Genomic DNA, 24784 nt, shown 5'->3' with positions numbered 1-24784 from the left:
TGGGCCTGCCCGACGAGTCGGTGTTACGTCGTCGTCTCGGATTGTTCGACACCGTCACACTCGGCCTCGGGTCCATGATCGGGGCGGGAATCTTCGTCGCGCTGGCACCCGCCGCGGGCGCCGCGGGCACCGGGATGCTCATCGGGCTGGCCGTCGCCGCCCTCGTCGCGGTCTGCAATGCGATGTCGTCGGCCCGGCTGGCTGCGCGGAATCCGCAGTCCGGCGGCACGTACGTCTACGGTCGCGAGCGGCTCGGACCGTTCTGGGGCCATGCGGCCGGGTGGAGTTTCGTCGTCGGGAAGTCCGCGTCGTGTGCGGCGATGGCCCTGACCGTCGGTTTCTATGTGTGGCCGGCGCATGCCAACGCGGTGGCGGTCGGAGCCGTGGTCGCACTGACGGCCGTCGGCTACGCCGGTGTGCAACGGTCGGCGGCGCTGACGCGCGTCATCGTCGCGCTGGTGCTCGCGCTGCTGGCAGTCGTCGTGGTCGTGATCCTCGGTTCGGGGGGCGCTGAGGTGTCCAGGCTCGCGCTGGGCGACGACGTGACGGTGTACGGGGTCCTGCAGGCGGCGGGCCTGCTGTTCTTCGCGTTCGCCGGGTACGCGCGCATCGCCACGCTCGGCGAGGAGGTCCGCGATCCGGCGAGGACGATCCCCCGGGCCGTCGCTCTGGCGCTCGCCATCGCGCTGGTCGTGTACGCGGCGGTCGCGGTGACGGTGCTGGCGCAACTGGGCAGCGCGGGTCTGGCCGCGGCCACCGCGCCGTTGTCGGACGCCGTGCGCGCGGCGGGGTTCCCGGGGCTGAGTCCCTTCGTCAGCGTCGGCGCGGCCGTCGCGGCGCTGGGCGCCCTGCTGGCGCTGCTGCTCGGGGTGTCCCGCACCACGCTGGCGATGGCACGCGACGGCTACCTGCCGCGCACGCTGGCCGCCGTGCATCCGCGCCACGCGACGCCGCACCACGCCGAGCTCGCCGTCGGTGTCGTGGTGGCGGTCGTCGCCGCGGTCGTGGACGTGCGCGGCGCGATCGGGTTCTCGTCGTTCGGGGTGCTGCTGTACTACGCGATCGCCAACGCGTCCGCTTGGACGTTGGGCTGCCGCATTGTTCCGGCAGTCGGCCTGATCGGTTGTCTCACACTGGCTTTCACGCTGCCGCCGTCCTCGGTGATCGCCGGCGCCGCCGTGGTGGCGCTCGGTGTGATCGCGTTCTGGACTAGCGGCATTCAGCGTCATGGTGTGTAGTCGGGCAATGGCGTTCACCTGGAAGCTTGTTGAATCGAAGGCCGAGCCGGGCTTCGTCGTCGCACCCGACGAGCGGTTGAGCTGGTCACGCACGGTAGGCCTGGGCGCCCAGCACGTCGTCGCGATGTTCGGCGCCACCTTCCTGGTTCCGGTGCTCACGGGCTTTCCCCCGGCCACCACGCTGCTGTTCTCCGGTGTCGGCACCATCCTGTTCCTGCTGATCACGGGTAACCGGCTGCCCAGCTATCTGGGGTCGAGCTTCTCGGTGATCGCGCCGATCACCGCAGCCACCGCGTCGGCGGGCACCGGCAGTGCGCTCGGCGGCATCATCGCGGTCGGCGTGCTGCTCATCATTGTGGGCGGCGTCGTGCATTTCGTCGGCACCCACTGGATCGACGTGACGCTGCCGCCGGTCGTGACGGGCGCCATCGTCGCGCTGATCGGTTTCAATCTGGCGCCCGTCGCGAAGCAGAACTTCGAGACGGGCCCGGTGCTCGGCATCGTGACGCTGGTCCTGATGGTCGCCGTGCTCGCGTTCTTCCGCGGCATGATCGGGCGGCTCGCGATTTTCCTCGCCGTCGTCGCGGGCTATGTGCTGGCGCTGATCCTCGGCGATGTCGACACCTCGGGAATTGCCGCGGCGCCGTGGATCGGGCTGCCCGAATTCCAGACGCCGACGTTCTCGCTGTCGGTGCTACCGCTGTTCTTGCCCGCGGTCATCGCGTTGATCGCCGAGAACATCGGGCACGTCAAGTCCGTCGGCCAGATGACGCGCACCGATGTGGATCCGCTGATGGGTCGTGCGCTGGCCGCCGACGGGGTCGCGACGACGCTGGCCGGATTCGGCGGCGGTTCGGCGACGACGACGTACGCGGAGAACATCGGCGTGATGGCGGCGACGCGCGTGTACTCGACCGCGCCGTACTGGATCGCCGCGGCGGTGGCTCTCGTTCTGTCGTTGTGCCCCAAGGTCGGTGCGGCGATCGCGGCCATCCCGGGCGGCGTGCTGGGCGGCGCGACGGTCGTGCTCTACGGCCTGGTCGGCATCCTGGGGGTGCGGATCTGGCTCACCAACCACGTCGACTTCGGCAAACCCATCAACCAGATGACGGCCGCGATCCCGCTGATCATCGGCATCGCCGACTTCACTTGGAGCGCAGGAAGTCTCACGTTCACCGGCATTGCGCTCGGATCCATCGCCGCGCTCGTCATCTACCACGGCATGCGACTGCTGGGCTTCAGGACGGGTGGAACTAAGGCGTTCGCCGGTCCCGCTGATCACGTGCAGGCACCCCGTTGACGCCGTCGATCGACTCCGCGTAGGTACCGATCGCGAAGGCCGCCGACGATGCCATGATGCCGAGGGCGTCCCGGTCGATATTGTCGATGTTGTCCCGGCGCGTGTGATAGTTCGGGTCGAACGGCTCCCCCGCCTTGCCGCCCCAAAGCCTGGCCTGCACATCGGTTTTGCGTTGTGAGGACCCCGTCGTCAGACCGCCGACCGGGATGCCCGCCGCCAGAAACGGTCCGTAGTCGGTGGTGCGCTGCAACGGGATGTCGGCCGGCCGCACGCCGACCATGCTGAGGCGCCCCGCCAGCAACCGCTCGATCCCGGCGGAGCCTTCGGGTGCCGGCACCACCGTTCCCGTCTGCGTCGACTGGTCTCCGTCGTCGGTGAAGAAGCCCGCGTTGGGTGAGCCGAGCATGTCGAAGTTGAGGTAGAGCGCGATGTCGTCGAGCTGGTCCTCGCTCAGCGAACGCAGATATTTCTTGGAGCCGTCCATCGACACTTCCTCGGCGCCCCAGAACGCGAAACGCACCGCGTTCGTGGTCTGCGGCTCGCCGCCGAGTTGCAGCGCGGTCTCCAGCACCGTGGCCACGCCGGAGCCGTTGTCGTTGATCCCCGCACCCGACTGCACGCTGTCGAGGTGGGCACCGACGACGACGACGTTCTTGGGGTCACCGGTCTTGGTCTGCGCAATGACGTTTCGCGACTTCGTCATGATTGGTTTGTTGTCGAGCACCAGCGTGACGGGTGCTTCGGTGCGGCGCAGCGCGGCGTCCGCCGTCGGGTCGATGATGCCGACGGGCACCTTCAGGTCGTTGTAGTAGCCCGGCGAGAACAGCGTCGGCGGAGCACCCACCGGCCTCGACGGCGTGGCCTGACTGACCACGAGCATTCCGACGGCACCCTCACCGACGGCGACGCGTTGCTTGTCGACGATCGAGCAGCCCGTATCGTCGACGATGGCGATGGCCTTGTCCATCGCCATGTCTCCGTAGTCGGCTGCCGTGCATCCGGCGGGCCGGCGCGGGCGCAACGTGACGGCCTTGATCCCGCCCGGCGGTGTCGTGATCATCAGCGACGCCTGCTCCACCCGGAAGGTGCGGCCGGCGACGGTCAGTACCGGCCTCCCACCCTGGGAACCGGAGAGCCGTTCGAACTCCGGTGTCTCGACGTCGAAACCTTTGTCCCGCAGCAGCTGTGCGACATAGTCCACGCTGGCCTGATAGCCGGGCGAGCCGTCGGCCCGGTTTCCGTCGTTGGCGTCGGCGATCTCCTGAAGCTTCACCAGGTGTGCGTAGACACCGTCGATGGTGACCTTGTCGGCCAGGCCCGGCCCCGCCTCCCCGGCGGCGGGAGCAGGGGTGTTCTGCGAGCACGATACGACCAGGGCGCACACCGCGACGAGCGCAGCGGCCAACGTGCGGGCGCTCACGGCGTGGTGAGCTGGTGGCGGGTGCGGTCTTCCCGCAGCGGAATCCCGTTGCGGCCACGCTGATCCTGCGCGTACAGCGCGACCGCGTACGCGACGCCGCTTCCGTGGATCTGCAGCGCTGGTTCGTCGATGTGGTCGAGGGTGTCGGAGGCCTTGTGATAGTTCGGGTCGAACGGCTGGTCGGCTTCCCCACCCCACAGGTCGGCTTGTTCAGCGGACATCTTCTCCTCCGCTCCCGAGAACAACCCTCCCGCAGGGACTCCCGCCTGCGTGAAGCCATCGTAGTCGGATCTTCCGTCGAACGAGGTGTCCTGGCCCGGCTTGCCCGCCCTGTCGAGATATCCCATCAGCGTCCGCTCGATACCTGCCGAACCCTCGGGCACCCGGGGCACCGGGCGCCGGGGGTCCGGAGCTTCGGACTGGTCTCCGTCATAGGTGAAGTACCCCGGGTTGGGGGAACCGAGCATGTCGAAGTTCAGGTAGAGCGCGATGTCCCGCAACGCGTCGACGTCCAGCGATCGGACGTAGTCGTTGGATCCCAGCAGACCGGTTTCCTCGGCCCCCCAGAACCCGAAGCGCACCGCATTGGCCACCTCCGGCGAGCTGCCCAGTTGCAGAGCGGTTTCCAGCACCGCCGCCACACCCGATCCGTTGTCGTTGATGCCGGGGCCTTCGGCGACGCTGTCCAGGTGCGCCCCGACCATGACGACGTCCTGGGTGGAGCCGGTCTTCGTCTGAGCGATGATGTTGCGGGTCTGTTCGATGCGCACTCCCGCGTTGAGACTGAGCGTCGCAGGAGCGCCCGACTGGCCGCGCAGTTGTTCGCCCGAGGCCTTGGAGATGCTGACGACGGGGATCTTGACGTCGGTGTTGTCGCCGAGGGTGCCTCCGGACATCTCGGCACCCTCTTGGTTGTTCACCACGATCAGAGCAACCGCGCCACGCTCGGCCGCCACCGCCTGCTTCTGACCGAACGGGCACGACCCGCGGTCGACGAGCACGACCGCGCTGTCGACCGGAAGGCCGTCGTAGTCGCCCGCTGTGCAACCCGGGGTGTCCTCGGACCGGGCGACGGCGATCGGGCCGGACACCCCGCCGTCGGGAGTACCGATGGTGTACTGCATCGGTTTGGCGTCGACCTTGCGTCCCGAAACGGTCAGCGACGGTTCGTCCGCCCATGGAATCTTGACCTCGAACTCAGGGGTGTCGACGTCGAATCCCTTGTCCCGCAATGCATCGGCGACATAGTCGATGCTGGCGTCGTAGCCGGGCTCCCCGAGGGCACGGTTGCCACCGTTGGCGTCGGCGATCTCCTGCAGCTTCGTCAGGTGCGCCATCATGGCTTCCCCGGTGACCGACTTCGCCAGACCGTCGGCGAACTCGGTGGCGGCCGTCGGGTCGGGGTGCGGCTCCGGCGCGGGCACCGGACCCGGTTCGCGACCACAGCCGCCGATCACCAGCGAAGCGGCGGCCAGCACGGCGACGAGTCTTCTGCGGGTCACGCCCACCACGTTAGCGCGGCCGCTCACGGGCACCGAGGTACTCCAGAATCGCGTCGGCGGCGACCTGCGGTCGTTCGATCTGGAGGAAGTGTCCGGCCGACGGAATCGGCACCACCCGGCTGCCCGGCGCGAGCACGTCGATGATCCGGTCGGAATACGCGGCCTGCATCGCGCCGTCCTGCTCGCCCTGCAGGTGCAGGATCGGCACCTGCGGCAGTTCGAAGCACCACTTGTGGAGGTCCGCGTAGCGCGGCGCGGGGCGCGACGGGCGGACCATCGCGCGGTAGTAGCCGACCGCCGCGCGACGATGGGCGGGACTCGGCAGTGCGGCCAGCGCGTCCTCGAGTTCGGTGTCGGTGTCATATCCCGATGGGCCCCAGTCCTGCCAGAGCCTCGGGATGACCCTGGGCAGCAGCCGCTCTGGCAGCCCCGGCAGCTGGAAGAACAGGATGTACCAGCTGTTGCGGAGCTGACGCGGCATCATCTTCAGCTGACCTGCGATCGACGTCCGCGTGCGGTTGATCGCACCCACGGGCGGCACCGCGATCGAAATATGTTCGGCAAAAGGCGATTCCGGATAGGCGGCGATCGCATTCGACGTGAACGCGCCCCAGTCGTGCCCGATGAGCACCGCGTCGGCGGGTGCCCCGAGTTCCCGGTGTACGGCCAGCGCGTCGTACATCAGCGCGCCGATGTGGTAGTCGCCGTCGGCGGCGGGTCCCGTCGGTGCGTACCCGCGGGTGAACGGCGCGACGACGCGGAAGCCGCGCTCGGCCAGCAGTGGCGCCAGCTTTCGCCAACCCCACGCGCTGTCCGGAAAACCGTGCAGGCACAACGCAAGCCGCCCTTCGGGCGGACCCCACGACAGGGCGGCCACGTCGAGATGGGGCAGCTTCAGCGTCAGGATGTGTGGCTCGCTCATGGTTCCTCCAAACCGGTCAGCGCGCGTCGGGCGGCCAGATGCCCGCACATGCCGTGCGTTCCCGCGCCCGGGGGCGTCGAGGCCGAGCACAGATACATTCCCGGGATCCCGGTGGCGTAGTTGTCCAACGCGAGGACCGGGCGGGCAGCAAGCCCGCGCAGATCGTTGCGGCCGCCGACGATGTCGCCTCCGACGTAATTCGGGTTGCGGGCCGCCAGCTCACGCGGCGTGGTGACGTGGGTGGCGATGATCCGGTCCCGGAACCCGGGCGCGTACCGCTCGATCTGGTCCAGCAGCGTGGGGGTGGCGTCGCCCGTATACCCGTGCGGCACATGCGCATACAGCCATACCGGGTGGATGTCACCGACCGACCGCTGCGGATCGGCCAGGTACTGCTGACCGATCAGCATGAACGGGCGGGACGGCATGACGCCCCGGGTGATCGCGCGTTCGGAGTCGCCGATCTGTGCCGCGGTCCCGCCGAGGTGCACGGTGCCCGACCTGCGGGCGGCCTCCGAAAGCCACGGAATACCCTCCTGCACAGCGAGATCGAGTTTGAACGCGGCGGGTCCGTACCGGAATCGGCGGTAGGCCTTCGCCCGCCTCGGCGGCAGACGGTCACCGGCGATGTCGGCGAAGGCGGCCGGTCCGGTGTCGAAGATCGCGATGCGGCTGGGCGGCAGTTGCGTCAGCGACGTGACGCGGACCCCGGTTTCGATCACCACGCCCAGCGATCGGGCCAGCCCGGCCAGCGCACCGGTGATCGCGCCCGAACCGCCCTCGGCGACAGGCCAGCCGTGCCGGTGCCCGCCGGCGATCATGACCGTGCCGACCGATGCCAACGCGAGACGGTTGAGGGGCCGCCAGATGTGCGCGGCGCAGCCTGCGAAGATCGCGCGCGCCTGCTCGGTACGGAACGCCCGGGCCAGCACCGCGGCGGGCAACCCGGCACGAATACCCAACCGCAACATCGCGATCGGATGATCCGGGATGCGGATCAACGGGCCGAGCACGTCGGACACCACGGTGTCGAACGACCGCACCAGGGGTTCGAACACGGCCCGCCAGCGCGGCCCGTCCACACCGAAACCGGCCGCGGTCTCCTCCAGCGAGGTCTTCAGCACGCCCGCCGTGCCGTCGTCCAGCGGGTGCACAAGGTCGATGTCAGTGAACCGCCAGGTCAGTCCGAACTCGTGAAGCGGAAGGCGGGCCAGGAACGGCGAGGCCACCGCGAAGGGGTGCACCGCCGAGCAGGTGTCGTGTTTGAGGCCGGGGATGGTCAGCTCGGCTGTCCGCGCACCGCCGCCGATCACCTCGTCGGCTTCCAGCACGGTGACCGACAGCCCGGCCTGCGCCAAGGTGACGGCGGCCGCGAGTCCGTTGGGGCCGGAGCCCACCACGATCGCGTCCGGTGCGGTCATCGCTGCCATGCTAGGCGTCGCGGCGGTTCACCGTGACAACTGCCGCGACGAAGATGACGGCGACCACCGCGGCGAAGTAGCCCAGCGAACCCGGAGCGCCCCAGTGCATCACATACTCGGGAAACAGCCACTGCACCTCGAGGAACCTGAAGACGTTGGCGAACGGCAGAAACGGGCCGATCTCCCAACCGCGGCCGGGCAGATTGCCCAGCAACGGCTCGACGAGCAGCGGCCACAAGAGCAGAACCGTGACGGCTCCCGCGGTGTGCCGCAGGAGCGCCGCGACGCCCACCCCGAGGACGGCAGCCAGCGCGGCGTACAGCGACAGCGCTGCGGCGAAACGCACCGTGGCCACCACCGTCAGACCCGCCCCGACACCCGGCTCTGCGACCAGGCGTGCCACCATTACCGATCCGAACACCATGACCACCGCGAAGAGCACTGAGAACACCGCGGCGACAAGAGCTTTGGCGAACAAAACCGACGTCCGACGCGGGGTGGCCATGAAGGTGGTGGCGATCAGGCCGCTGCGATACTCCCCGGTCAGGGTCATCGCCGCCACGATCATCAGTACCGGGATGCCGAACACGGCGACCCCCAGACAGGCGGAGGCCACGGTCATGCGGTCGTATCCGTAGGCGACGGAAGCCTGCAGCGCGGCCAGGCCGAAGCTCAGCACCGCGACGGCCGCCGCCGACCACAGCGGGGACCGCAGCGTCATCAGCTTGATGCGCTCGGCGTTCACGATCGCACCGGCGGCGATCATTGCGTCCTCCCCCGATACTCGGTGGCGTCGTCCGTCGAGGCCAGGTAGGCCTGTTCGAGCGAGACCTGTTGAACAGCGAGCTCGTGCAGCGGGATGGAGTGCGCCGCGGCGATGTCACCGACCGCGTCGGTCGTCGTGTTCCGCAATGTCAGTGCCGCATCGTCTTCCTGCACCGTCAGCCCCGCCACGGTCAACGCCGCGGACAGCTCGCCCAGGCGCGGGCTACGGACGCGTACGACGGCGCCGCCGGAGCGTCCGATGAACTCCGTCACCGTCGTCGACGCGATCAGCTTCCCCTTGCCGATGACGACGAGCCGGTCGGCGGTGTTGGCCATCTCCGAGAGCAGATGGCTCGACACCAGCACGGTGCGCCCCTCTGCCGCCAACGTCCGCATCAGCGTCCGCGCCCAATGGATTCCTTCAGGGTCAAGGCCGTTCACCGGTTCGTCGAACAGCAGCACGGGCGGATCGCCGATCAGCGCGCCGGCGATGCCCAGCCGCTGGCTCATGCCCAGCGACAACGTGCCCGCCCGGGACCCGGCGACCGCGGTGAGCCCGACCATGTCCAGCACGGTGTCGACGCGGTGCTCGTCGATGCGGTTGGTCGCGGCGATCCAGCGCAGATGGTTGCGCACCGTGCGGTTCGGGTGGACCTGCCGGGCGTCGAGCAGCGCACCCACGGCGCGCAACGGTTCGGACAACTGACGGTAGGTCTTGCCGTCGATGGTCGCGGTGCCCGACGTGGGGTGGTCGAGGCCGAGGACCATCCGCATCGTGGTGGTCTTGCCGGCACCGTTGGGACCCAGGAAACCGGTGACGACGCCGGGCTCGATGGTGCAGGTCAGTCCGTCGACGGCTCTCGTCGACCCGTAATGCTTTGTCAGGGAGTCGAGTTCGATCACGTCGCCGCCACCACCAGGTCGGCGACGGCCCGCATACCTGCGGCGTTGGGATGCAACGGCGCGGGGCGCCGCGGAATCGGGAAGCCGAAGCGGGTGGTCCACGGCTCCGCCGACCAGGCATGGTGTGCGCGACTCGCTTCGCCGGCACGCACGAGCCCGCAACCGGTCACCCGGGCCGCGTCGGCGGTGAGCTGTTCCAGTGTCGCGGCCATGTGCCTGCCGAGGGCCAGATCGGCATCGCGGTACGGAGGCACAGCGCCGGATTCGGGCAGCAACCGCAGATAATCGACGAACAGGACGGTGGCTTGCGGTGCGCGGCGCCGGATCTCGCGGCCCACGTCCACCAGGGCGGTGCCGGCCTCCGCGAGTGCGACGTAACGCGCCGACGGGTCGAGCAATTCGCGGATCCGGCCGCCGAACAACGGGATCCAGCGCGCCGGCGTGGGCAGGCCTGCCGCGAACAGCATCGGCACATAACCCGCGTCGTTGCCGCCGATCGTCACTGTGACCAGATGCTCGCTGCCGTCGAGTGCGTCGACCTGAGGTGGCGCCCCGCGCTGGGATTCGGCGAGCACGTGGGCCGTCGTCGCGCCGGAATACGTGACATCGACCAGGTCGAGCCCGAGCTCATGCGCGACGAGATGCGAATAGTTACGTGCCGACCGCCCCGCCGCGCGCGGCGAATCCGGCACCCGTGGCGTGATCCCCGGTCCGGCTGCCATCGAGCTGCCCAGCGCCACATAGCGTTTCATCAGATGCTGGGGCTGCTCGCCTGGGCCCAGAACCTCTTGGGAATGCGGCCGGCCCGGCGGGCCAGGTAGCCGGCGCGGACTGCCGCAGACATCGCGGCCGCCATCGCAGGCGGATCCGATGCCCGGGTGACCGCGGTGGCCAGCAGTACGGCGTCGCAGCCCAATTCCATAGCCAGCGCGGCGTCACTCGCGGTGCCGATGCCCGCGTCGAGGATGACAGGCACGCCGGCCTGCTCGACGATCATCTCGATGTTGTGCGGGTTGGAGATCCCCAGGCCGGTGCCGATCGGCGAACCCAGCGGCATGACGGCGGCGCAACCCGTCGCCTCGAGGCGACGCGCCAGCACCGGATCATCATTGGTGTAGGGCAGCACCACGAATCCGTCGTCGACCAGTTGTTCTGCGGCCCTGACCAATTCGACGGCGTCGGGCAGCAGGGTGCGTTCGTCGGCGATCACCTCGAGCTTGACCCAGTTCGTCTGCAGTGCCTCGCGCGCCAGCTGAGCCGTCATGACGGCTTCGGCTGCGCCGCGGCACCCCGCCGTGTTCGGCAGCGGGGTGATGCCGAGCCGGGTCAGCAGATCGAGGACGCCGGTGCCGCCCTCGGCGTCGACGCGCCGCATCGCCACCGTGGTCAGCTCGGTCTCCGAAGCGACCAGAGCGGCCTCCAGCACCGAGAGGTTGGCGGCGCCACCGGTGCCCAGAACGAGCCGCGACCCGAACTCGCGACCCGCGATGCTCAGCTTGCCGGTACCGAAGTCAGCCACCCTGCACCGCCGTCACCACTTCGATCTTCGCTCCGTCTGTCAACGCGGTGTCCCACTGCGAGCGCGGGATCACCGACCAGTCCACCGCGACCGCGATCCCCTTCTCGGGGAAGCCGAGGCCCTCGAGCAGCTTCGCGACCGTCGTGCGGTCGTCCACCTCGACGGCCTCGTCGTTCACTGTGACTTTCATCTGGCGACCTTCACCTCACTCATTGCTACTTCCAGCTCGGCCGCGATCGTCTCGACTGTCCACGGCGCGAGCAGAAATCCCGAACGTCCGTGCCCGGCGGCCACCAGTGTGCGCTCGTCGAGCCGGCCGACCAACGGGAGATTGTCGGGTGTCATCGGGCGCAGACCCGCCGCGGCCTCGGCGAATTCGTACTCACCGAGACCCGGCATCACCGCACTTGCGTCGTCCAGGAGATCGCGCACCCCGCTGACGCTCGGCGCGGTGTCCCGACCGTGTTCGTACTGCGTCGCTCCGACGACGACGCCGTCGGCGCGCGGCACCACGTATACCTGCCGTCCCCGCACCCGGGCCCGGACCACGCGCTGCGGGACCGGAAGACAGCCGCGGCGCCACCGCAGCCGCAGCACCTCGCCCTTGACCGGACGCACCGGCAGACCCGGCCACAGTGCCGGCGCGTCGATGCCGTTGGCGAGCACCACGGTGTCCGCGTCGGCGGTCTCGGCCAGCGAGCCGACGGGCGGCGCCCACTCGACACCGGCGTCCTCGCACTGGGCCGCCAGGGCCCCTACGACGGCCCGGTTGTCGACGGCCAGCTCGGTCTCGGCGACGAAACCGTGCCGGATACCTTGCGCCAGAAGCGGTTCCACATCGCGGGCGGCCGTCGTCATCGCGACCGGGTGCCCCTGCGCCGACAGCCAGGCTCCGACCGTCTTCAGGTCGGCGGCATCGGCCGCGTCGACGGCCACCACGAGCGACTCGCGTGCGGTGACGACTTCGGCGGGCAGGCTGACCAGGAAGGAGTCGTGCCACAGCGTCAGGGACTGCAGGCCGATGGTGAGCAGGGCTTCCTCGCCGGGCCAGCCCTCGCTGTGCGGAGCCAGCATCCCGCCCGCGACCCATGACGCGCCATGTTCGGCGGTGCGGTGCACGCGCACGGTCCAGCCGTCCTGGGCGGCACGGCGTGCGACGGAAAGACCGATCACGCCGCCACCGATGACGGCCAGTCTGGGCATGTGTTCGCTCCCTTCGCCGGCATGACCCGGATCAGGTGTGACGGTAAGAGCCGGCGGCTCACTCTCAGTCCCCGTACCCGGGACTCCCGTGTGGTCGCCTACCAGCCTACGTGGCGGCGACGCTAGCGTTCGAGTGTGTTTGAACCCCGCCTCTACCTGTGCACCGATGCCCGCCGCGAGCGCGGCGACCTCGCCGAATTCGCCGACGCGGCGCTGTCGGGCGGTGTCGGCATCATCCAGCTGCGGGACAAGGGGTCGCCTGGGGAACAGAAGTTCGGACCGCTGGAGGCGCTCCAGGAGCTCGAGGCGCTGGAGATCCTCGCCGACGCGGCGCACCGGCACGGCGCGCTGATGGCGGTCAACGATCGCGCCGACATCGCGCTGGCAGCCAAAGCCGACGTACTGCACCTGGGGCAGGACGATCTGCCGCTGACGGTGGCCCGCGAAATCGTCGGGAGGCGGGTGGTGGGCCGGTCGACACACGACGTCGCGCAGGTCAACGCCGCCGTTGCCGAAGACGTCGACTACTTCTGTGTCGGGCCGTGCTGGCCGACGCCCACGAAGCCGGGCCGGACCGCGCCTGGCCTGGACCTGGTTCGGGCGGCGGCCGCGCTGAACACCGACAAGCCGTGGTTCGCGATCGGCGGGATCGATGCCGAGCGGCTGCCCGAGGTGCTCGAGGCCGGGGCGCGGCGGGTGGTCGTGGTGCGGGCGATCACCGCGGCAGATGATCCGAAGGCCGCGGCAGAGCAGCTGTCGGCAATGCTCGGCTCCGAGGTTTGATCAGCCCTGCGGGTTGACCTGTAGCGGGATCGACGCCGTGACCTCGCGGAGCCGGTCCCAGCTGGCGGCGAAGCCGGGGTGCAGCGGCAGGTCGGCGACCTCGGCCTCGGGGACCCAGCGCAGCTCCGCGCTCTCCCGGTTGGGCACGGTGTCGAGTTGCTCGATGGCGTCGGCGATGACGGTCGTGTACGTCCACCCGGAGTTCTCGGCCGTGACGACCGTGGTCCGCACCGTCAGCTGATCGGCCGCCAACCCGGCTTCTTCGTGGGCCTCGCGGACTGCGGCCTGTTCGACTGTCTCGTGGCTGTCGCGAGCTCCGCCGGGCAGTCCCCACGTTCCGCCCTGATGACTCCACGGCGCCCGGTGCTGGAGCAGCACCGCGGCCGATCCGTCGGGCCCGGGGGCGCGTAACAGGAGGCCGGCGGCGCCGTGCCGTCCCCAGTAGGCGGCACCTGTGGCCGACACCACCCAGCCGTCACCGTCGCCTCGCACGCGTTCAGGATAGGGAACTCCGGCGAATTCGTGGCACCTGAATTCGCACGCGTCGCGCCAGTTGCTCTTAGAATTCTTTTATATAGTTCTTCAACGACCGTCGTTAAAAATCGAGACCAGGATGAGGTCCCCGCAGACGTGACTGTGGAGTTGGCGCACCCCTCGACTGAACCTCTCGCGTCGCGGTCACCCACCACGCCGACGCATCCGCGCTGGTGGTTCCTGTGGACGACACCCGGGCGCATCCTGAGCATCGGCATGGTGCTCGCCGCGCTCGTGATCGCCAGCGCTTTCGCGACGTCGACGACCATCAACGACCGCCAGCAGGCGCTGACCACCGTGCTCAACCACACCGAGCCGCTGGCGTTCGCGGCCGGCCAGCTCTACACCACGCTGTCGGTGGCCGATGCCGCCGCGGCCACCGCCTTCATCGCGGGCGCCGAGCCGCGTGCGGTGCGCCAGCGCTACGAGCAGGCCATCACCGACGCCTCGGTGGCGGTGACCAGAGCCTCCAGCGGGCTGACGGAGGAACCGCTGGTCCAGCTGCTGGGCCGGATCAACGCCCGGCTCGCCGTGTACACCGGTCTGGTCGAGACGGCCCGCACCAACAACCGCGCGGGCAATCCGGTCGGCTCGTCGTACCTGTCGGAAGCGTCCGCGATGATGCAGCAGCAGATCCTGCCCGACGCGCAGCGCCTCTACGAGGAGACTTCCGCGCGGGTCGACGTCGAGACGACGGCGTCGACCCGGATTCCGACGCCAGTGATCCTCGTCGTGACCGCGACGCTTCTGTTCGGGGTGTTCGCCAACCGATGGCTGGCCAAGAGGACCCGACGGCGGGTCAACATCGGCTTCGTTGCGGGTGGACTGGCAGTGCTGATCATGCTGATCTGGGTGGGCACCGCGCTGATCATCTCGACCACCGACAGCCGCAGCGCCAAGGAGACGGCGGCCGAATCGCTGAAAACCGTGACCACGCTGGCGATCACGGCGCAGCAGGCCCGTGCCGACGAGACCTTGTCACTGATCCGTCGAGGCGACGAGGATGTGCGAAAGCAGTCCTTCTACCAGCGCATCGACGAGATGAAGCAGCAGCTGGCCCGTTACGTGGAACGTGACGACTCGATCGACAAGGCCGATCTGACCGACGCCGGGGCCTTGTTGGACCGGTGGCGCGCCGCCGACGACCGGATCACGGCCTACATCGCCGTCGGCAACTACCAGGCGGCGACGCAGGTGGCGCTCGGCACCGGCGAGGACGATGCGACGCCGGCGTTCGGCAAGCTCGACGAGGCGCTCACAAAGGGCATCGAGCAGAGCCGCACCCAGTTGCGCAACGACATCGTCAACGCCCGGCGGGTGCTGTCCGGGGCGACGGTCGGCGCAGCGCTGCTGTCTGTCGCTGCGGCCATCGCGGTGGCGCTGGGCATCTGGCCGAGGCTTAGTGAGTACAGGTGATGAGCGCTTGCGCGAAGAAGAGACAACAGGTGATGGGCGTTAAGAAGGTGGGTGCGCTGCTCGCGACGCTGGCGGTGCTGACGGGGTGCGCGCAGTCGGCCCCCGTGGTGCCCGGACCCACCGTGACGCTCGCTCCGCCGACGCCCGCGGGGATGGACGAACTGCCCCCGGAATCCGCGCGTCCGCCCACCGCAGCCGACGACGACTGCGATCCGCGGGCCAGCCTGCGGCCGTTCGACACCGAGAAGGAAGCCGAAGCGGCGGTGGCCAATATCAAGGCCCGCGGCAGGCTCATCGTCGGGCTCGACATCGGCAGCAACCTGTTCAGCTTCCGCGACCCGATCACCGGCGAGATCACCGGTTTCGACGTGGACATCGCCGGTGAGATCGCCCGCGACATCTTCGGCACCCCGTCACAGGTCGAGTACCGGATCCTGTCGTCGGCCGACCGCATCGAGGCGCTGCAGAACAACCAGGTCGATGTCGTCGTCAAGACCATGACGATCACCTGCGAGCGCAAAGAGAAGGTGAACTTCTCGACGGCGTACCTGATCGCCAACCAGCGGATCCTGGCGCCGCGCGACTCCAACATCTCGCAGTCGTCTGATCTTTCGGGCAAGCGGGTGTGCGTCGCGAAGGGCACCACGTCCCTGGAGCGCATCCAGCAGATCACCCCGCCGCCGCTCATCGTCGGCGTCGTCACGTGGGCCGACTGCCTGGTCGCTTTGCAGCAGCGGCAGGTCGACGCGGTCAGCACCGACGACTCGATCCTGGCCGGGCTGGTGTCACAGGATCCGTACCTGCAGATCGTCGGTCCGTCGATGAACGAGGAGCCCTACGGCATCGGCGTCAACCTGGAGAACACCGGTCTGGTCCGCTTCGTCAACGGCACTCTGGCGCGCATCCGGCAGGACGGCACCTGGAACACGTTGTACCGCAAGTGGTTGACGGTGCTGGGTCCTGCGCCCGCGCCTCCCGTCGCGAGGTACTCGGACTGATGACCGAGCCGACCGAACCGACGGATCTCGACCCCGCCGTCGACACCGAGGAAGACCCCGGCACCCAGCCCGCGGGGTTCGCGGAGCTTGCCGAGCTCTCGGAGGACTCCGTGTCGACGGTGCGGCCGATGGCCACGCAGGCGGTGTTCCGGCCAAACTTCTTCGACGACGACGATGATGACAGCGACGCGCTGCTGCACACCGGTGACACCGAGCCGCAGGACAACACGACGGCGATGACGCGCCAGGTGTCGCCGACGCGGCGTCTCGGCGGCGGCCTGGTCGAGATTCCGCGGGTGCACGCGCGAGACCCGTTGACCGCGTTGATGACCGATCCGGTGGTGACGGAATCGAAGCGGTTCTGCTGGAACTGCGGAAGGCCGGTCGGGCGTTCGACGAAAGACGGTCCGGCGCTGTCGGAAGGCTGGTGCCCGCACTGCGGCAGCGCGTATTCCTTTCTGCCGCAACTCAACGTCGGTGACATCGTCGCCGACCAGTACGAGATCAAGGGTTGCATCGCCCACGGCGGCCTCGGATGGGTGTACCTGGCGTTCGACAAGAACGTCAACGACCGGCCCGTCGTCCTCAAAGGCCTCGTCCATTCCGGTGACGCCGAAGCGCAGGCCATCGCGATGGCCGAGCGGCAGTTTCTCGCCGAGGTGACCCACCCCGGGATCGTCAAGATCTACAACTTCGTCGAGCACGACGACAAGCACGGGAACCCCGTCGGCTACATCGTGATGGAGTACGTGGGCGGGCAGTCGCTCAAGCAGGCCACGCTGCTCAAGCACAGCTCGCAGATCCGGCTGCCCACCGCCGAGGCCATCGGCTTCATGCTCGAAATCCTGCCCGCCCTGGGCTATCTGCATTCCCTCGGGTTGGTCTACAACGACCTCAAGCCCGAGAACATCATGGTCACCGAGGATCAGCTCAAGATCATCGACCTCGGTGCTGTGTCGCGAATCAACTCGTTCGGCTATCTGTACGGGACACCGGGCTATCAGGCGCCCGAGATCGTGCGGACCGGGCCGACGGTGGCCACCGACATCTACACCGTCGGACGCACGCTGGCGGCGCTGACGATGCGCCTCCCCACCAAGAAGGGCCGCTACGCCGACGGCCTGCCGGAGGACAATCCCGTTCTCGCCGAGTACGACTCGTTCGCAAGGCTGCTCCGCCGCGCCACTGACCCCGACCCGAAGCGCCGCTTCCAGACCGCTGAAGAGATGTCCAGCCAGTTGATGGGCGTGCTGCGCGAGGTGGTCGCCAAGGACACCCGGGTGCCACGGCCCGGCCTGTCGACGACGTTCAGCCCGTCGCGATCGACGTTCGGGGTGGACCTGCTGGTCGCGCACACCGACGTCTACCTCGACGGCCAGGTGCACTCGGAGAAGCTGACGGCCCAGGAGATCGTCAAGGCGCTGCAGGTCCCACTCGTCGACCCGACCGACATCGGCGCTACCGTGCTGTCCGCGACGCTGCTGAGTCAGCCTGTGCAGACGCTGGATTCGTTGCGGGCGGCCCGACACGGGGCGCTGGACTCCGAAGGGGTCGACCTCAGCGAGTCCGTCGAGCTGCCGCTGATGGAGGTGCGCGCCCTGCTCGACCTGGGTGATGTCGCCAAGGCCACGCGCAAGCTCGACGACCTCGCCGAGCGGGTCGGCTGGCAGTGGCGGCTGGTCTGGTTCCGCGCCGTCTCCGAACTGCTCACCGCCGACTATGATTCGGCAACAAAGCATTTCACCGAGGTGCTGGATACACTGCCCGGCGAGCTGGCCCCCAAGATCGCGCTCGCGGCGACCGCCGAGTTGGCGGGCTCGCCCGACGAGCACAAGTTCTACGACACGGTGTGGTCGACCGACCACGGCGTGATCTCCGCCGGTTTCGGCCTGGCCAGGACGCAGTCGGCCGACGGTGACCGCGACGCCGCGGTCCGTACGCTCGACGAAGTACCGGCCACCTCAAGGCATTTCACGACCGCGCGGCTGACGAGCGCGGTGACACTGCTGTCGGGACGCTCGAGCAGCGAGATCACCGAGCAGCACATCCGCAACGCCGCCCGGCGCGTCGAGGCGCTGCCCGACACCGAGCCTCGGGTGCTGCAGATCCGCGCGCTGGTGCTCGGCACCGCAATGGACTGGTTGGCAGACAACTCCGCCAGCACCAACCACATCCTGGGATTTCCGTTCACCGAGCACGGATTGCAGCTCGGCGTCGAAGCATCCCTGCGCAGCCTCGCCCGCGTGGCGCCCACGCAGGCGCACCGCTACGCGCTGGTCGACCTGGCCAACAGCGTGCGCCCGATGTCTACGTTCTGACCTCGATGTAGGCGCTGACGACGTCGACGAGCGTCTCCAGGTCTTGCGAGGTGTCCATGGGTTCGGGCCATACCATCTGGGCTGCCACGATGCCGCGCAACGTATTCCAGATCAGGATGCCGACCCGCGTCGCGTGTGAGGCGGACAGCCCCTCACCGAGCTGACGGCCGAGTGCGGTCAGCTGGGCCATCAGATCGACCAGATGTGCGTTGAGCGTCTCGGTCCGGGCACCCCGGGTCGAGATCAGGATCTCCAGGGCGGCGCGCGACGTCGGGCTCGAAAATGCCTGCCACACAGCGTTGACAAAGAATTTCACCCGCTCGCGCGTGTCGAGTCCGTCCATCGCGGGCTCCATCCCGTCCAGCGATGCCAACAGTTCGAGAAATCCGGTGTCGACGACCGCCATCAGCAGCCCGTCGAGATCGCCGAAGTGGTATTGCACCACCCCCCATGTCACGCCGGCCCGGTCGGTGATGCGCCGGACGCTGGGCGGAGCGAACCCGTCCTCGAGGACGCAGCGCACCGTCTCGTCGATCACCGCGTTGCGGGTGCGCTCAGCGCGCGGTTGTGCCCCGGTCGCCGGACGGCGCGGTGCAGTCATGATGAAGCCTCCCCTGTTACCACATCAGGCCTCGCACATGGTCGAGGCCGCGCAGATCGTGCGCAGCGAGGATCCCCTCATCCGCACTGCACACCGCTTCCACGACATTAATCGCCCGCGCCGCCGTCGCGATAACGCCACCCTGGTTGTGGTCGATGCCGGATGTGCCGACGTGGGTGTTGATCTCGATGCCGGGGCTTCCGTCGACGATCACCCGGTGCACGCCAGGGTGACCGTCGGGTGGGAACGGCCAGTCCGGGGCCGCGGCCACGGTGAGCCTGTTGACGTGCTCCATCGTGATCACCGGGCGCCCGTCCACCAGACCGTCGACCCCGAACTTGACGGCGGCGACACGACCGGGGTCGACCCGCATCATCGTGCAGTCGATCGTCTCCGGAGTCACCCACTTCTCGTGTCGCTCGCGGACCTCGTCGAGTTCGATGCCCAGATCGTCGGCGAGGCTGCGCACCTGGGCACCCCACATCGACGCCAGCACCCCCGGACTGAACAGAATCGGGGTGTGGTCGGGGCTCGCGCCGAAGCCGAAGCTCACGCCGGTGAACTCCGCGTCGTCGTAGGTGCCGTAGTCGAAGATCTCCTGCACCGTCACCGCGGTGGCGCGGACGGCGAGGCTCAGCGCCGTGTACACGAGCGTGTCCCCGGAGAACCCGGGGTCGATGCCGTTGATGTAGAGCGTCGAATTTCCTTGTCTACAGGCCGCTTCGAGCGGTCGACGAAGCCAGTCGTCGGCCTGGTCGGGGGCCACCATCCAGACGAACGACGTGCCGACGACGTTCGTACCGGCCCGCAGGAAACGGCAGATCTCGTCGAGCGCCTCCATCGGGCGGGTCTCGGCCTGCGACATGTAGACCACGCAGTCGGCCTGTAACGCGACGAGGGCATCGACGTCGTCGGTCGCGGTGACGCCGACAAGGTCGGGCAACCCGCACAGCTCGGCGGCGTCACGCCCGATCTTGTCGGGGCTGTTCGCATGGAGCCCGACGAGTTCGAGGTCCGGCCGCTCGATGATGGTGCGCAGCGCGTGCACACCGACGTTGCCGGTGGAGAACTGGACGATCCTGCGCATCAGTGGGTGATCCTCACAGTAGGTCGGTGATCGTCTTGAGGCCCGCCTCGTAGAGCACGCCGGGCATCATCCCGCCGTCGATCTCGATCGTGGTGCCGTTGATGAAGTCCGCCTCCCCCGAGGCGAGGAACACACAGGTGCGGCCTACCTCGGCGGGCTCGCCACCGCGCTTGAGTGGAACCGCGTCGAAATATGTTGCGCCGGTTGGGTCATCCTTCGGCAGGACGAAGGATCGGAAGTTTTCGGTGATCGTGGGGCCGAGCGCGACACAGTTCACGCGCACCCGCGGGCCCCACTCCTCGGCCAGGGACCGGGTCAGGTGGTTCAGGCCGGACTTGGCGGCGCCATAGGACACCAGGGTGGGCGATCCGGCGGGATGACCGGCCCCGCTGGAGACGTTGATGATGCATCCGGTGCCGTCCTGGGTCTGCATCTGCCGGTAGGCGCGGATGGCGAACCACAGCGGGCTGATCAGATTCATCTGAATAGCGAACGCGTGGAACAGCATCGTGCGTTCCAGATCGTCGTCGGCGGCGGGCGCCCCCTGGATGCGGGAGACAAGCGCGGGTACGTCCTCGACGTGTGGCGTCGGAACGGTGCCGCCGGCATTGTTGACCAGGATGTCTACTCGCCCATACGTTTTCGCAACCTCGGTGACCATTGCGTCGATGGCGTGCATGTCACCCTGATCGCACACCAGCTGCGCGGACCGCTCCAGCCAGCCGTCGTGGACGTCGGCGCCCGGAATCGCCGGCATTGCCGACCGCGAGCAGCCGATGACGGTGGCCCCGGCGCGCAGCAGTTCGTGGGCGATGCCGACGCCCACCCCCCTGCTCGTTCCGGTGACGATCGCAACCTTGCCGTCCAACATCATCTCTGTGTTGAGCACAGTCAAAACATTACACGTGTAATTATTTATCGCGAGCGTCAGCAACGACGAATTCCGTTGCTGGCGGTCGCTATATTGACGGCGCAGGCCCGATCCGTGCTGCACTGCGCCGAGCTCATCGGCAAAACTGCAGGTAAAAGCACACGATGGGGATTTCGATCAAGTTATGGTCAACCCACGAATTCCGTAGTACTGTTACCCCACTACACACGGTGACGTCATCGGCGCAGCTTTGAGCATCTAGGGCCCGATCCCCTGACCTCACATCCGCAGCATGAAAAACACGTCGGCTCATCTCTTCTCGTTCGAGGGAGGCCCGCTCTTGTCCCTATCCGAACCACTGCCCGCACCCAGTACTCAGCGGGTGTTCCGGCCGGACCCGCTCTCTTTCGAACTGCGCGAAGAGCACCATCGCGCCACGTTCTCCGCCTGCGAGCTGCCGCCGTCCACCGTCCTGGTGACCATCCACGGCGACATCGATGCCACCAACAGCATGGCCCTGGCCGGTTACATCGAGAAGCGCCTGGGTGCCGCCCGCAAGCTGATCGTGGACCTGCAGACCGTCGAGTTCTTCGCCGCCTCGGGGTTTGCCGCGCTGTCCAATATCAACGTCGTCTGCGCCCGCCGCGGCGTGCGCTGGTCGCTCCTCGCCGGGCCGCACGTACGCCGACTGCTCAGGATCTGCGACCCGAATCGCGAGCTACCCGTCGCCGAGCCCAGCGCCAAGTACTCCCGCACACGCCCGAGCAATCGCAAGCTCCTCATCGGTGGGCACCACTAGCACCGTCGTCCGCGCACCCTCCGGCGAGATGCGCCGCGCGTCCTTGTCGGGGCTGATGTTGAGGCCCTCGTCGATCTCGATGCCGAAGGCCGCCAGTCCCGACAGTGCGTCATGCCGCACGGTCGCATCGTTCTCGCCGACGCCGGCCGTGAACGTGATGACGTCGGCGTGGCCGAGCACCGCGAGGTAGGCGCCGATGTACTTGCGCAGTCGGTGGATGTACACCTCATAGGCCAATTGCGCTGCAGAGTCGCCGGATTCGATGCGCCGGTGCAGCTCCCTGAAGTCGATCTCGCCACCGAGTCCCCGAACTCCGGAGCGCCGGTTGAGCATCGACTCGATGTCGTCGACGCTCATGCCCGCTTCACGCCACAGATAGAAGATGAGGCCCGGATCCACGTCGCCCGAACGGGTTCCCATCACCAGCCCCTCCATCGGCGTGAGACCCATCGAGGTCTCGACGGGCTTTCCGCCTGCGATGGCCGATGCGGATGCGCCGTTGCCCAGGTGCAGCACGATCTGGTTCAGCGATTCCAGCGGCGCCCCGAGGAATGCCGCCGCCTGCTCACTGACGTACTGATGCGATGTCCCGTGGAATCCGTACCGGCGGACGTGCCAGTCGGCCGCCACGTCGGAGTCGATGGCGTATGTCGCCGCGGCGGCGGGCAGATTGTGGAAGAAAGCGGTGTCGAACACCGCGATGTGCGGTAGGTCGGGCAGCGCCTTGCGGGCCACTTCGATACCCAGGATAGCCGGCGGATTGTGCAGCGGCGCAAGCGGAGACAGCTTCTCCAGCACCGCGATCGTCGCGTCGTCGACGACGGTCGGACGGTACAGATCGGGCCCGCCGTGGACGACCCGATGGCCGACGGCGACCAGCCCGAGGTCGTCGAGCCGGTGTCCGTCGGCGGCCAGCGAGTCGAACACGACGTCCATTGCGGCGGCGTGGTCCGCGACGGCGTCGGGATCCGAGTCACCGATCCGTTCGACGATGCCGTCGGCGACCAGACGGCCCGAATCCGGCTCCATCACCGCATATTTCACCGAGGAGGAGCCGGAGTTCAGCACCAGCACCGACCGCGTCATCGCGAAATACCCTGCGCCTGAATGGCCGTGATGGCCACGGTGTTGACGATGTCCTCGACGAGCGCGCCGCGTGACAGGTCGTTGACCGGTTTGTTCAGTCCCTGCAGCACCGGCCCGATGGCGATGGCCCCGGCGCTGCGCTGCACCGCCTTGTAGGTGTTGTTGCCCGTGTTGAGGTCCGGGAAGATCAACACCGTCGCGTGCCCGGCCACCTCGGAGTCGGGCATCTTCGTCGCGGCGACCGACGGCTCCACTGCGGCGTCGTACTGGATCGGCCCCTCGACGAGCAGATCGGGTTCCCGGGTGCGGACGAGTTCGGTTGCCTGCCTGACCTTGTCGACGTCAGCGCCGGTTCCGGACGTACCGGTCGAATACGACAGCATCGCCACCTTCGGCGAGATCCCGAACTGCGCCGCGGTGCGGGCCGACGAGATCGCGATGTCCGCCAGCTGCTCGGCGGTCGGATCGGGCACGATCGCGCAGTCACCGTAGGCCAGCACCTCGTGCGCCAGGCACATCAGGAAGATGCTCGACACCGTGTTGACGTCGGGCAGCGTCTTGATGATCTCGAACGCAGGCCGGACCGTGTGCGCCGTGGTGTGCCGCGCCCCGGACACCATGCCGTCGACCATGTCGTTGTGCACCAGCATGGTCCCGAAATACGAGACGTCGTGGATGATCTCGCGGGCCTGCTCGACCGTCACGCCCTTGTGCTTGCGCAGTTCGGCGTACTGCTCGGCGAACTGGTCACACAGCTCGCTGGTCTGCGGGTCGAGCACCGCAGCACTCGCCAGGTCGACGCCGAGTTCGGCTGCGCGAGCCCTGACCTGCGCCTCGTCGCCGAGGATCGTCAGGTCGGCGACCGAGCGCTGCAGCAACCTGCCCGCCGCCTTCAGGATCCGGTCGTCGTTGCCCTCGGGCAGCACGATCCGCCTACGGTCGGCGCGGGCCTGGTCGAGCAGCTGATAGGTGAACATCTGCGGGGTGACCACCGACGGGATCGGAATAGCCAAATGCGCCAACAGCTCTGCCGAGTCCACGTGGGTGTCCATCAGCGCCAGCGCGGTGTCGATCTTGCGGTGCGACGTCGATGTCACCCGGCCGCGGGTGCCGGCGACGCGGCTCGCGGTCTCGAACGTGCCGAACCGGGTCTCGATGATCGGCAGGCGCAGCCCGAGCCCCGAAACCAGCGAGTCGATGGCCGGATGCAGCGTCAGGCCACCGTTGAGGATCACCCCGGACAGCGACGGAAAGCCTTCCGCGGCATGGGCACTGAGCACCGCCAGCACCACGTCCGACCGATCACCCGGCGTGACCACGGCGACGCCCTCGGTCAGCCGTTCGAGGACGTGTTCGGCCGTCATCCCCGCCACCAGGACGTCGAGGACCTCGCGGTGCAGCAGCGCCGGATCGCCTTGCACCACGCTGCCTTCGACGGCGACCTGCAGTTCGGCGACCGACGGCGCCACCAGCAGCGGCTCCTCGGGCAGCACGTAACTGTGCGGCACGACCGCCTTCAGCGCTTTGCACACCTCGTCGAGCTGCGCGGGGTCGCAGCGGTTGGCCACGACCGCCGCGGTGTGGGCGTGCTGCGCCGCGATCTCGTCGACGCAGACTTCGGCCACCTGGGCGACCTGCTCGGGGCTGCGCCCCTTGGCCTTGACGGCGAGCACGACCGGAGCGCCGAGATTCGCCGCGATGCGGGCATTGACCGACAGCTCGCTGGGTGCGGCCACGTCGGTGTAGTCACTGCCGACCACCAGCACCGCGTCGCACTGATCGGCGACCCGGTGGAAACGGTCCACGATCTCACCGAGCGCGGCGTCCGGGTCGTCGTGGAGCTGTTGATAGGTGACGCCGACACAGTCCTCGTAGGGCAGGCCTGCCGTCGTGTGATCGAGCAGCAACTCCAGGATGTAGTCGCGGCTCTCGCCGTCGTCGCGGGTGATGGGACGGAACACGCCGACCTTGGCGACGGTCGCCGCGAGCCGGTGCAGGATCCCCAGCGCGATGGTCGACTTTCCGGTGTCACCCTCCGGAGACGCGATATAGATGGCGGTGGAGATGGCGTGCTTCGGCGCATCAGACACGCCTCAAA

23 protein-coding genes and 1 riboswitch are annotated in these 24784 nt (G+C 68.3%); of the genes, 7 read left to right on the top strand and 16 right to left on the bottom strand.

Going from position 1 to position 24784, the window contains the following annotated elements; all coding sequences use genetic code 11:
- Positions 1–74 precede the first annotated feature (74 nt).
- Together P9A17_RS02040 and P9A17_RS02035 are read left to right on the top strand one after the other, a co-directional pair.
- On the top strand, positions 75–1238 hold the full coding sequence (locus P9A17_RS02040; RefSeq protein ID WP_278037016.1) for an amino acid permease: 1164 nt from the start codon (positions 75–77) through the stop codon (positions 1236–1238).
- Positions 1239–1245: 7 nt separating this feature from the next.
- The gene (locus P9A17_RS02035; protein ID WP_278036924.1) at positions 1246–2538 is read left to right on the top strand and encodes a solute carrier family 23 protein; all 1293 of its coding nucleotides are present in this window, start codon (positions 1246–1248) and stop codon (positions 2536–2538) included.
- Here P9A17_RS02035 and P9A17_RS02030 read toward each other — a convergent pair.
- The 10 genes from P9A17_RS02030 to thiO all read right to left on the bottom strand — a co-directional run bounded on the left by P9A17_RS02030 (position 2492) and on the right by thiO (position 12193).
- Positions 2492–3913, bottom strand: a complete 1422-nt coding sequence (locus P9A17_RS02030; protein WP_278037015.1) for a M28 family metallopeptidase — start codon at positions 3911–3913, stop codon at positions 2492–2494. The genes P9A17_RS02035 and P9A17_RS02030 overlap by 47 nt on opposite strands.
- Before the next feature lie 41 nt (positions 3914–3954).
- Positions 3955–5469: a M28 family metallopeptidase gene (locus P9A17_RS02025; RefSeq protein ID WP_278037014.1), complete on the bottom strand. Its 1515-nt coding sequence runs from the start codon at positions 5467–5469 to the stop codon at positions 3955–3957.
- Position 5470: 1 nt separating this feature from the next.
- Positions 5471–6382 carry an alpha/beta fold hydrolase gene (locus P9A17_RS02020; protein WP_278036923.1) on the bottom strand — a complete coding sequence of 304 codons (912 nt, stop codon included), beginning with the start codon at positions 6380–6382 and terminating at the stop codon, positions 5471–5473.
- Positions 6379–7803, bottom strand: coding sequence for an NAD(P)/FAD-dependent oxidoreductase (locus P9A17_RS02015; protein ID WP_278036922.1), 1425 nt, complete (start codon positions 7801–7803; stop codon positions 6379–6381). Before P9A17_RS02015 ends, P9A17_RS02020 begins: the two co-directional genes overlap by 4 nt.
- Positions 7804–7813: 10 nt before the next feature.
- Positions 7814–8569 (bottom strand): ABC transporter permease, encoded by a 756-nt coding sequence (locus tag P9A17_RS02010; RefSeq protein ID WP_278036921.1) that lies wholly within the window; start codon positions 8567–8569, stop codon positions 7814–7816.
- Positions 8566–9471: an ATP-binding cassette domain-containing protein gene (locus P9A17_RS02005; RefSeq protein ID WP_278036920.1), complete on the bottom strand. Its 906-nt coding sequence runs from the start codon at positions 9469–9471 to the stop codon at positions 8566–8568. Before P9A17_RS02005 ends, P9A17_RS02010 begins: the two co-directional genes overlap by 4 nt.
- Positions 9468–10223, bottom strand: coding sequence for an SGNH/GDSL hydrolase family protein (locus P9A17_RS02000; RefSeq protein ID WP_278036919.1), 756 nt, complete (start codon positions 10221–10223; stop codon positions 9468–9470). The genes P9A17_RS02005 and P9A17_RS02000 overlap by 4 nt, the downstream gene beginning before the upstream one ends.
- Positions 10223–10966 (bottom strand): thiazole synthase, encoded by a 744-nt coding sequence (locus tag P9A17_RS01995; protein ID WP_278037013.1) that lies wholly within the window; start codon positions 10964–10966, stop codon positions 10223–10225. The genes P9A17_RS02000 and P9A17_RS01995 overlap by 1 nt, the downstream gene beginning before the upstream one ends.
- 16 nt (positions 10967–10982) lie before the next feature.
- Positions 10983–11180 carry a sulfur carrier protein ThiS gene (gene thiS, locus P9A17_RS01990; RefSeq protein ID WP_278036918.1) on the bottom strand — a complete coding sequence of 66 codons (198 nt, stop codon included), beginning with the start codon at positions 11178–11180 and terminating at the stop codon, positions 10983–10985.
- Entirely contained in the window at positions 11177–12193 is a 1017-nt protein-coding gene (gene thiO / locus P9A17_RS01985) for a glycine oxidase ThiO (protein WP_278036917.1), read from the bottom strand. Before thiO ends, thiS begins: the two co-directional genes overlap by 4 nt.
- Positions 12185–12293: riboswitch (TPP riboswitch) on the bottom strand. It overlaps the preceding gene by 9 nt.
- Before the next feature lie 35 nt (positions 12294–12328).
- Here thiO and thiE point away from each other — a divergent pair.
- The gene (thiE, locus tag P9A17_RS01980; protein ID WP_278036916.1) at positions 12329–12976 is read left to right on the top strand and encodes a thiamine phosphate synthase; all 648 of its coding nucleotides are present in this window, start codon (positions 12329–12331) and stop codon (positions 12974–12976) included.
- Here the strand turns inward: thiE and P9A17_RS01975 are convergent, their stop codons facing one another.
- Positions 12977–13468: an NUDIX hydrolase gene (locus tag P9A17_RS01975; protein WP_278036915.1), complete on the bottom strand. Its 492-nt coding sequence runs from the start codon at positions 13466–13468 to the stop codon at positions 12977–12979.
- A 138-nt stretch (positions 13469–13606) separates the two neighbouring features.
- Here P9A17_RS01975 and glnX point away from each other — a divergent pair, with 138 nt between their 5' ends.
- The 3 genes from glnX to P9A17_RS01960 are packed head-to-tail and all read left to right on the top strand — an operon-like array spanning position 13607 to position 18242.
- Positions 13607–14926 carry a protein kinase G-activating protein GlnX gene (glnX, locus tag P9A17_RS01970; RefSeq protein WP_278036914.1) on the top strand — a complete coding sequence of 440 codons (1320 nt, stop codon included), beginning with the start codon at positions 13607–13609 and terminating at the stop codon, positions 14924–14926.
- Positions 14926–15924: a glutamate ABC transporter substrate-binding protein gene (locus tag P9A17_RS01965; RefSeq protein ID WP_278036913.1), complete on the top strand. Its 999-nt coding sequence runs from the start codon at positions 14926–14928 to the stop codon at positions 15922–15924. The genes glnX and P9A17_RS01965 overlap by 1 nt, the downstream gene beginning before the upstream one ends.
- A complete protein-coding gene (locus P9A17_RS01960) occupies positions 15924–18242 on the top strand; it encodes a serine/threonine-protein kinase PknG (RefSeq protein ID WP_278036912.1) in 2319 nt (772 codons plus the stop codon). Before P9A17_RS01965 ends, P9A17_RS01960 begins: the two co-directional genes overlap by 1 nt.
- Here P9A17_RS01960 and P9A17_RS01955 read toward each other — a convergent pair.
- The 3 genes from P9A17_RS01955 to P9A17_RS01945 are packed head-to-tail and all read right to left on the bottom strand — an operon-like array spanning position 18232 to position 20804.
- Positions 18232–18843, bottom strand: a complete 612-nt coding sequence (locus P9A17_RS01955; protein WP_278036911.1) for a TetR/AcrR family transcriptional regulator — start codon at positions 18841–18843, stop codon at positions 18232–18234. The two genes, P9A17_RS01960 and P9A17_RS01955, sit on opposite strands and share 11 nt — an antisense overlap.
- Before the next feature lie 16 nt (positions 18844–18859).
- Complete coding sequence (locus P9A17_RS01950) at positions 18860–19930, bottom strand: dihydrodipicolinate reductase (RefSeq protein ID WP_278036910.1); 1071 nt, start codon at positions 19928–19930, stop codon at positions 18860–18862.
- A 13-nt stretch (positions 19931–19943) separates the two neighbouring features.
- On the bottom strand, positions 19944–20804 hold the full coding sequence (locus P9A17_RS01945; protein WP_278037012.1) for an SDR family oxidoreductase: 861 nt from the start codon (positions 20802–20804) through the stop codon (positions 19944–19946).
- Positions 20805–21141: 337 nt separating this feature from the next.
- Here P9A17_RS01945 and P9A17_RS01940 point away from each other — a divergent pair, with 337 nt between their 5' ends.
- Positions 21142–21600: an STAS domain-containing protein gene (locus P9A17_RS01940; RefSeq protein ID WP_278036909.1), complete on the top strand. Its 459-nt coding sequence runs from the start codon at positions 21142–21144 to the stop codon at positions 21598–21600.
- Here the strand turns inward: P9A17_RS01940 and P9A17_RS01935 are convergent.
- Together P9A17_RS01935 and pta are read right to left on the bottom strand one after the other, a co-directional pair.
- A complete protein-coding gene (locus P9A17_RS01935; protein WP_278036908.1) occupies positions 21520–22686 on the bottom strand; it encodes an acetate kinase in 1167 nt (388 codons plus the stop codon). The two genes, P9A17_RS01940 and P9A17_RS01935, sit on opposite strands and share 81 nt — an antisense overlap.
- Positions 22683–24776, bottom strand: a complete 2094-nt coding sequence (gene pta / locus P9A17_RS01930; RefSeq protein WP_278036907.1) for a phosphate acetyltransferase — start codon at positions 24774–24776, stop codon at positions 22683–22685. Before pta ends, P9A17_RS01935 begins: the two co-directional genes overlap by 4 nt.
- Positions 24777–24784: the final 8 nt, after the last annotated feature.

Origin of the sequence: Mycobacterium sp. 236(2023) (assembly GCF_029623955.1) — a bacterium.
Classification (GTDB): Bacteria; Actinomycetota; Actinomycetes; order Mycobacteriales; family Mycobacteriaceae; genus Mycobacterium.
The sequence above is the reverse complement of the archived record's forward strand: the minus strand, read 5'-3'. Positions and strand labels throughout refer to the sequence as shown.